At 61.2% G+C, this 224-nt stretch carries 1 pseudogene; it reads left to right on the top strand.

The annotated features are described in order from the left end of the window. Positions 1-224 (top strand): annotated as a pseudogene (locus GE543_RS27035) (DNA repair protein RecN); the annotation flags it as partial.

Here is a 224-nt window from a genome sequence, read left to right on the forward strand (position 1 = left end):
CCTGCGCCGCGTGCAGACATCGGATGGCCGCAGCCGTGTCTTCATCAACGACCAGGCGGCAAGCGTCACGCTGTTGAAGGAGCTCGGCCGGCGACTGGTCGAAATCCATGGCCAGCACGATGACCGCGCACTGATCGATATCGATATTCACCGTACACTGCTCGACGCTTTCGGTTCGCTGGAAACCAAGGCGGCAACGGTCCGCTCATTGCACAAGACCTGGC

The organism is Pseudomonas sp. SZ57, assembly GCF_009495975.1.
Taxonomy (GTDB): domain Bacteria; phylum Pseudomonadota; class Gammaproteobacteria; order Pseudomonadales; family Pseudomonadaceae; genus Aquipseudomonas; species Aquipseudomonas syringae.